The 8,022-nt window shown below is 67.9% G+C and carries 8 protein-coding genes; 4 read left to right on the top strand and 4 right to left on the bottom strand.

What is annotated here, in order from left to right; genetic code table 11:
* Window positions 1–45 precede the first annotated feature (45 nt).
* The 3 genes from sphst_RS12965 to sphst_RS12955 all read left to right on the top strand — a co-directional run bounded on the left by sphst_RS12965 (window position 46) and on the right by sphst_RS12955 (window position 2,590).
* Window positions 46–459 carry a DUF4345 domain-containing protein gene (locus sphst_RS12965; RefSeq protein ID WP_031396665.1) on the top strand — a complete coding sequence of 138 codons (414 nt, stop codon included), beginning with the start codon at window positions 46–48 and terminating at the stop codon, window positions 457–459.
* A gap of 39 nt (window positions 460–498) precedes the next feature.
* Window positions 499–1,695, top strand: coding sequence for a thiolase family protein (locus sphst_RS12960; RefSeq protein WP_031396666.1), 1,197 nt, complete (start codon window positions 499–501; stop codon window positions 1,693–1,695).
* 223 nt (window positions 1,696–1,918) lie between these two features.
* Window positions 1,919–2,590, top strand: a complete 672-nt coding sequence (locus sphst_RS12955; RefSeq protein WP_107045645.1) for a peptidylprolyl isomerase — start codon at window positions 1,919–1,921, stop codon at window positions 2,588–2,590.
* 4 nt (window positions 2,591–2,594) lie between these two features.
* Here sphst_RS12955 and sphst_RS12950 read toward each other — a convergent pair whose 3' ends face one another.
* From sphst_RS12950 to sphst_RS12940, 3 genes are read right to left on the bottom strand one after another with little or no spacing between them, the layout of a single operon-like run.
* Window positions 2,595–3,950, bottom strand: coding sequence for a dihydrolipoamide acetyltransferase family protein (locus sphst_RS12950; protein ID WP_107045644.1), 1,356 nt, complete (start codon window positions 3,948–3,950; stop codon window positions 2,595–2,597).
* Window positions 3,950–4,957, bottom strand: a complete 1,008-nt coding sequence (locus tag sphst_RS12945) for an alpha-ketoacid dehydrogenase subunit beta (RefSeq protein WP_031394420.1) — start codon at window positions 4,955–4,957, stop codon at window positions 3,950–3,952. The genes sphst_RS12950 and sphst_RS12945 overlap by 1 nt, the downstream gene beginning before the upstream one ends.
* Window positions 4,958–5,013: 56 nt before the next feature.
* Window positions 5,014–6,321: a thiamine pyrophosphate-dependent enzyme gene (locus sphst_RS12940; protein ID WP_031394419.1), complete on the bottom strand. Its 1,308-nt coding sequence runs from the start codon at window positions 6,319–6,321 to the stop codon at window positions 5,014–5,016.
* Between the two features lie 151 nt (window positions 6,322–6,472).
* Here sphst_RS12940 and sphst_RS12935 point away from each other — a divergent pair, with 151 nt between their 5' ends.
* Window positions 6,473–6,862, top strand: a complete 390-nt coding sequence (locus tag sphst_RS12935; RefSeq protein WP_234387641.1) for an MmcQ/YjbR family DNA-binding protein — start codon at window positions 6,473–6,475, stop codon at window positions 6,860–6,862.
* 12 nt (window positions 6,863–6,874) lie between these two features.
* Here sphst_RS12935 and sphst_RS12930 read toward each other — a convergent pair whose 3' ends face one another.
* On the bottom strand, window positions 6,875–7,891 hold the full coding sequence (locus tag sphst_RS12930) for a fumarylacetoacetate hydrolase family protein (RefSeq protein WP_107045643.1): 1,017 nt from the start codon (window positions 7,889–7,891) through the stop codon (window positions 6,875–6,877).
* Window positions 7,892–8,022 lie beyond the last annotated feature (131 nt).

Raw genomic sequence — 8,022 nt, 5'->3', positions numbered from 1 at the left:
AAAAAAAGAACTGCTCGACAACCCCGAACTGCTCGACAAGCTGACATGACGCTCGAACACCGCCTGCTGCAGGGCGTCGTCGCGCTCGCCTGCCTCCTGCCGCTGCTCGTCGGCGGTCAGGGGATCGTCCAAGGCCCCGCGCCGTTCGGCCACCTCGCCGACGTGCCGCGCGATCTCGACAGCCATTTCCGCTATATCTCGGGAATCTTCTTCGCGACCGGGCTCGGCTTCCTCAGCTGTATCCCGCATATCGAGACCAAGGGACCACGCTTCCGCCTGCTCGGCGGGCTGATCGTGGTCGGCGGCCTCGCGCGGCTCGTCTCGCTGATCGATGTCGGCATGCCGTCGCGCGGGCATGTGCTCGGGCTCGGCATGGAAATCCTCGTCGTGCCGCTGCTGATGCTCTGGCAGGCGCGCCTCGCCCGCCGGGCCCTTTCCAACGCCGGACCGAATCCCTAGACGACGCTTGACCATACCCGGTCCTCGAAAGGTCCAAGCATGCGTGAAGCCGCCATCGTCTCGACTGCCCGTACCGCCATCGGCAAAGCCTATCGCGGCGCGTTCAACGCGACCGAGGCACTGGTGCTAGGTGGGCATGTGATGACAGCGGTGGTCGAGCGCGCCGGGATCGACCCCGCGCGCATCGACGAGGTGTTCTGGGGCGTTGGCAACCAATGGGGGACACAGGGCGGCAACGCCGGACGCATGGCGCTCTTCGCCGGCGGCCTGCCCGAATCGGTCCCCGCGGTCACGCTCGACCGCAAATGCGGCTCGGGGCTGACCGCGGTCGCGCTCGCCGCACGCACGATCATCTGTGACGAGGCCGATGTCGCGCTGGCGGGCGGGATGGAATCGATCAGCTACACCGTGACGAAGGACGCGCCGCGCTACGTCAACCAGAGCGTCACCGCGCGCGAGCCCGCCGCCTATATCCCGATGATCGAGACCGCCGAGATCGTCGCGCGCAAATACGGCATCAGCCGCGAGGCGCAGGACGCCTATGCCGCGATGAGCCAGCAGCGCGCCGCCGCCGGCCTCGCGAGCGGCGCGTTCGCCGAGGAGATCGTGCCGATCACCGTCGAGAAGGCACTGTTCGACAAGCAGGGCACGCGCACCGGCAGCGAGAGCGTCACGCTGAGCCAGGACGAGGGGATCCGCGCGGGCACCACCGCGGAGGCGCTCGCCGGGCTGAAGACGGTCTGGCCGGGCGGCGATTTCTCCAGCCCGGGGACCAGCGTCACCGCGGGCAATGCCAGCCAGCTCTCCGACGGCGCCTCCGCACAGCTGCTGATGGACCGCCGGACCGCGGAGGCCGAGGGCAAGGAGATCCTCGGTATCTATCGCGGCTTCCAGTCGGCGGGCTGCGATCCCGCCGAAATGGGCATCGGCCCAGTCTTCGCGATCCCCAAGCTGCTCGACCGCGCCGGGCTGACCGTCGCGGACATCGGCCTGTGGGAGCTGAACGAGGCGTTCGCGTCGCAATGCCTCTATTGCCGCGACCATCTCGGCATCGATCCGGAGAAGTACAACGTCAATGGCGGCGCGATCGCGGTCGGCCACCCCTTTGGCATGACCGGCTCGCGCCTCGTCGGCCACGCACTGATCGAGGGCCGCAAGCGCGGCGTCCGCTATGTCGTCGTCTCGATGTGCACCGCCGGCGGCATGGGCGCCGCGGGCCTGTTCGAGATCGTCTGACGCGACGGGGGCGGGAGGGATGACGCACCCTCCCGTCGCTCCGCACCATCCACCCTGCCCCCTCCCGTCATCCTGACGAAAGTCAGGATCCAGGGTAACAGGCCACAGCGCTCCTGGCTCTGGATCCTGACTTTCGTCAGGATGACGGCGGGTATAGAGGCTCAGCCTGTCCGCGATCGCCGACCCGGCGAAGGCCCCGAATGACAAAGGTCGTGCCCTGCGTATGCGTTTCCTCCTCCTCCCGACACTAGCGCTGCTGGCCGCCCCGGCCGCCGCCGCCCCCCAGAAACCCACCCCCGCGAAACCCGGCACCGTCCGCGTCCGCCTCACCACGTCCGAAGGCCCGATCACGCTCGCGCTCGACACGCGCCGCGCGCCCAAGACCAGCGCGAACTTCCTCGCCTATGTCGATGACGGCCGCTTCGACGGGACCGATTTCTACCGCGCCGCGCGCAGCAAGAAGGCGCCGAAATTCGGCTTCGTCCAGGGTGGCATCCGCACCGACGCGCGGCGCATCCTGCCCGCCTTCCCGCTCGAGACCACGACGCAGACCGGCATCCGCCATCTCGACGCGACGATCTCGATGGCGCGCGGCAGCGAACCCGGCTCGGCGGGCGGCAATTTCTTCATCACCGTGGGGCCGACGCCCGCGATGGACGCGCGCCCGGGCTATCTCGGCTATGCGGCGTTCGGCCATGTCGTCGGCGGGATGGACACGGTCCGCCGCATCCTCGCCAAGCCGACCGGCGGCGGGCTCGACGCGTTCAAGGGCCAGATGATCCTCAACCGCGTCGCGCTGATCAGTGCCAAGCGGCTCGACGGCACGCCCCGCCCGACCAGCGGCCCGCGACCATGGCTGTTGAAGACCCGCCCCACCCCGCCACGGCCGCGCTGACGTCTCAGTCCGCGAACAGCAGGACCGGCGTCTCGAGATACTTCTTCAGCCCCTGGACGAAGCTCGCCGCGTCCCAGCCATCGACGACGCGGTGGTCGCAGCTGATCGACAGGTTCATCAGCTTCGCACGGACCACCTCGTCGCCCTTAAACACGGGGCGTTCGACGATCTTGTTCGGCCCGATGATCGCGACCTCGGGCCGGTTGATCACCGGCGTCGTCGCGATCCCGCCGAGCGGCCCGAGCGAGGTGACGGTAATCGTGCCGCCACCCATCTCGTTCGGCGCAAGCTTGCCCGCGCGCGCGGCTTCGGCGAGCCGCGTGATCTCGGTCGCGAGCTGCCAGACGTTGCGATCCTGCGCGTCGCGGATCACGGGCACGGTCAGCCCCGCATCGGTCTGCGCCGCCATGCCCAGATGAATGCTGCCGTGGCGGGTGACCACGCCCGCCTCGTCGTCATAGCGCGCGTTGAGCATCGGGAAGTCAGGGATCGTCTTGCATATCGCGACGATCATCAGCGGGAGCATCGTCAGCTTCGGCCGCCCGCCGCGATTGGCGTTCAGATCCGCGCGCATCGCCTCCAGCGCGGTGACGTCGATCTCGTCGACATAGGTGAAATGCGGGATAGCCCGCTTCGACGCGGCCATGTTCTCGGCGATCTTGCGCCGCATGCCGATGACCTTGATCGGCTGGTCCGCGCGCGCCCGGCTCGCCCCCGGCGCCTGATAGCCCTGCCCCGCGCCATACCGCAGATACGCGTCGAGATCGGCATGACGGACCCGGTCGGACTCGGTCTTCACCGACGCCAGATCAATCCCCAGATCCCGTGCCCGCGCCCGCACCGCGGGCGACGCCAGTGCGTGTGCCTTGGCGGCAGCGGCGACCAACCCCTCACTCCCCCCCGGCGAAGGCCGGGGTCCAGTTGGAACGTCTGCAGTGATAGCGGTCCGAGGCTCGTCATCTGCCGACCCCACCTGGGCCCCGGCCTCCGCCGGGGTGGTGGAGGTCGGCGTATCGACCACCTCCTCAACCCCCGGATTCTCCGCCTCATACTGCTCCGCCGTCTCCGCCTGCGCCGCCGTCAACGGCGCCGCCACGACCTCGCCCCCGGCGTCAACCGCATCCGTCTCGATCACCACCAGCGCGGCGCCGATCGACACCTGATCGCCGACCTCGCCCGCCAGCTCGACGACGACGCCCGACACGGGCGACTCCATCTCGACCGTCGCCTTGTCGGTCATCATGTCCGCGACCGGCGAATCCTCCTCGACGCGGTCGCCGATCGCGACGTGCCATGCGACGATCTCGGCCTCCGAGATGCCTTCGCCGATATCGGGCAGTTTGAAGGTAAAGCGAGCCATTATGCGTCCTTCATGATCTTCTTGAGGGCCTCGGTGATCCGGACCGGCCCCGGGAAATAGGCCCATTCCAGGCTGTGCGGATAGGGCGTGTCGAACCCCGTCACGCGCTCGATCGGTGCCTCGAGATGGTAGAAACACCGCTCCTGCACCAGCGCCGACAGCTCGGCGCCGAACCCGCTGGTCCGCGTCGCCTCGTGCACGATCATGCAGCGCCCGGTCTTCTTCACCGACGCCTCGATCGTCTCGATGTCGAGCGGGACGAGCGTGCGCAGGTCGACGATCTCCGCGTCGATCCCCGTCTCGGCGATCACCGCCGCGCAGACATGCACCATCGTCCCGTAGGCGAGGATCGTCAGCGCCTCGCCCGCCCGGACGATCTTCGCCTTGCCGAGCTCGATCTTGTAATAGCCGGTCGGCACCTCGCCCGCGGGATGCTTCGACCAGTTCTGCGACGGCCGGTCCCAGTATCCGTCGAACGGCCCGTTATAGATGCGCTTGGGCTCGAAGAAGAGCGTCGGGTCATTGTCCTCGATCGCCGCGATCAGCAGACCCTTGGCGTCATAGGGCGTCGACGGGATCACCGTCTTGATCCCCGACATGTGCGTGAACAGCCCCTCAGGACTCTGGCTGTGCGTCTGCCCGCCGAAAATGCCACCGCCGAACGGCGATCGCACCGTGATCGGCGAGGTGAACTCGCCCGCCGAGCGATAGCGCAGCCGCGCCGCCTCCGACACCAGCTGGTCGAGCGCGGGATAGATGTAATCCGCGAACTGGATCTCGGGGACAGGACGCAGGCCGTAGGCGCCCATCCCCACCGCGACGCCGATGATCCCGCATTCGGTGATCGGCGTGTCGAACACGCGCGTCTTGCCGTGTTTCGCTTGCAACCCCGCGGTCGCGCGGAACACGCCGCCGAAATAGCCGACATCCTCGCCCATCACGATCACGTCGGGATCGCGCGTCATCATGATGTCCATGGCGGAGTTGATCGCCTGGATCATGTTCATCCGGCTGGTCTCGCCGCCATCCGCTGCGTCGGACCCGGGTGCCTCGATCATGTCGCTCATGCCTTGCGATCCCATGGACGGCCGCTTGCCGTCTCTTCATCGAGCATCTGCTGACGCTGCTCCTTCAGATGCCAGGGCAGCTCCTCGAACACGCCGTCGAACAGCGATTCGAGCGGCTGGTGAAGCCCGTGGCCGAGGATGCCGTTCTTCTCGGCCTCCTTCTGTGCGGCCTTGACCTGCTCGGCGAGTTCCTTGTCCTGCGCGGCGTGGCGCTCATCGTCCCATTCGCCGATCGCGATCAAATGGTCCTTCAACCGCTTGATCGGGTCGCCGAGCGGCCACGCATTGGGCTCGCCCTCGCTGCGATACTGGCCGGGATCGTCCGAGGTCGAATGACCTTCCGCGCGGTACGTGAAATGCTCGATCAGCGTCGGCCCCTGATTGGTCCGCGCCCGCTCGGCCGCCCATTCAGTGGCTGCGTACACGGCAAGCGCATCGTTACCGTCGACGCGCAGGCCCGCGATCCCGTACCCGACCGCCCGCGCCGCAAACGTCGTCGCCTCCGCGCCGGCAAACCCCGAAAAGCTCGAAATCGCCCACTGGTTGTTTACGACGTTGAAGATCACCGGCGCGCGGTAGACCGCGGCAAAGGTGCACGCCGAATGGAAGTCGCCCTCCGCGGTCGATCCCTCGCCGCACCAGGTCGCCGCGATCCGCGTGTCGCCCTTGGCCGCCGATGCCATCGCCCAGCCCACGGCTTGCGGATATTGCGTCGTGAGGTTGCCCGAGATCGAGAAGAACCCGGCTTCCTTCACCGAATACATGATCGGCAGCTGCTTGCCGCCCAGCCGGTCCGCGGTGTTCGAATAGATCTGGTTCATCATGTCGACGAGGCTCCAGCCCCGTGCGATCAGCAGCCCCTGCTGGCGATAGGAGGGGAAGCACATGTCCTCGTAATCGAGCGCATAGGCCGCCGCGACCGCGACCGCCTCCTCGCCCAGCGCCTTCATGTAGAAGCTCGTCTTGCCCTGCCGCTGCGCGCGGAACATGCGTTCGTCGAACGCACGGAGCAGCGCCATGCTGCGCAGCATACGGCGCAGCATATCGGGCGAAAGCTTGGGATCCCACGGCCCCACCGCATGGCCCTCATCGTCCAGAACGCGGACCAGCGTATAGGCGAGATCAGTGAAATCGCTCGCCTTGTCCGCCGTATCGGGACGCCGCGCCTGCCCTGCGGGCGGCACGTCGACTTCGGCGAAATCGACCGGATCGCCGGGTCGGAACTTCGGTTCGGGCACATGCAGCGTCAATCCGGGTAGATTGCGCAGCGGCTGCGAATCGGCGCGAGGGTGCTCGCTGGCCATCGTCACTCCATCTCCATCGCCCGGCGGCGTACGCGCCGGATCGCTCTTCGCGGCCTTGTTATAAAATTTCAACGGCATTGGCGAGAGGGAGTTTTGCCGGACTCCGCATTCGCACCGGCGGCGTGCAACGCCGTGCGATCAATGCGATAGCATGAGCCTGCGGACGGGGGCACGAACGGGGAGGCAGGGCGAGATGCTGCAGGACTGGGACGCCATCGTCGCGATCGGATGCACGCTGCCGGGTGTCGAGCCGGGCACCAGCTACGGCCGGCCCGCACTCAGGTTCCGCGGCAAGACGCTCGCCTCGACCACCGCGTCCGATCCCGGCAGCTTCGTGCTCCATATCGGTCTCGACGAGAAGGAGATCCTGCTCGACACCGACCCCGCGACCTTCTGGCAGACCGAACATTATGACGGCTGGCCGGCGGTGCTGGTCCGCTACGGCACCGGCGCGAGCGAGCGGATCGCGCATCTGCTCGCGCGCGCCTGGTGGGACCGCGCCACGTCAGCGCAGCGCAAGGCCTATGGCGAGCGCCCCTAGCCGGCTCGCACGCTACTCCACCGTCTGCTCGATCACCCCGAAGATCGGGCGGTGCCGGTCGTCCTCCGCCCAGATCCGCACCGTGTCGCCCTTTTTCAGGAACGGGGTCACCGCCGCGCCGCCCGCGATCGTCTCGATCGTCCGCACTTCGGCCAGGCACGAATAGCCGACCCCGCCCTCTGCGATCGGCTTGCCCGGCCCGCCATCCTCGCCGCGGTTCGACACCGTGCCCGACCCGACGATCGTCCCCGCGCCCAGCTTGCGCGTCTTGGCGGCGTGCGCGATCAGCGTGCCGAAATCGAACGTCATGTCCTCGCCCGCCTCGGCGCGGCCAAAGGGCTGGCCGTTCAGGTCGACCATCAGCTTGCGGTGCAGCTTGCCGTCCTGCCACCAGTCGCCGAGCGATTCGGGCGTCACGAACACCGGTGAAAACGCGCTGGCGGGCTTCGACTGGAAGAAGCCGAACCCCTTGCCCAGCTCGCCCGGGATCAGGTTGCGCAGCGACACGTCGTTGGTCAGCCCGACCAGCCGCACCGCCGCCAGTGCCTCGTCGCGGCTCGCGCCCATCGCCACGTCGCCGGTGACGACGACGACCTCGCCCTCCATGTCGCAGCCCCAGCTCTCGTCGGAAAGCGGGATCGGGTCGCGCGGCCCGAGAAACCCGTCCGATCCGCCCTGATACATCAGCGGATCGTGCCAGAAGCTGTCGGGCATCTCGGCGGCGCGCGCCTGCCGGACGAGCGCGACATGGTTCACATAAGCCGAGCCATCCGCCCACTGATAGGCGCGCGGCAGCGGCGATGCCGCGTCATGCTCGTGGAACCGCCGCATCGGGATCATCTCGTGCTCGAGATCGGTCGACAGATTCTCGAGCATCGGCGCAAGCCGGTCCCAGTCGTCGAGCGCGGCCTGCAGCGTCGGCGCGATATGCGTCGCATCGGCATACCAGGCGAGGTCGTTCGACACGACGACAAGCCGGCCGTCACGGCCCCGGGCTGGATCTGCGTCCTTCAGGCTGGCCAGTTTCATTGCGGATCCTCTCAATGTTTTCACCACCCTACGCCCGCCCGCCGCCGGAAGTCGAGACCGACGGTCGCACGCGCATCCCGACCGCCGCTCATGCGTTATCCTTGCATCCCCCCGACCCCGGCGCCACACCT

The sequence above is a fragment of the Sphingomonas sp. STIS6.2 genome, from assembly GCF_000732685.2.
GTDB classification, from domain to species: domain Bacteria; phylum Pseudomonadota; class Alphaproteobacteria; order Sphingomonadales; family Sphingomonadaceae; genus Sphingomonas; species Sphingomonas aerolata.
This window is presented reverse-complemented; position numbering and strand designations above follow the sequence as displayed.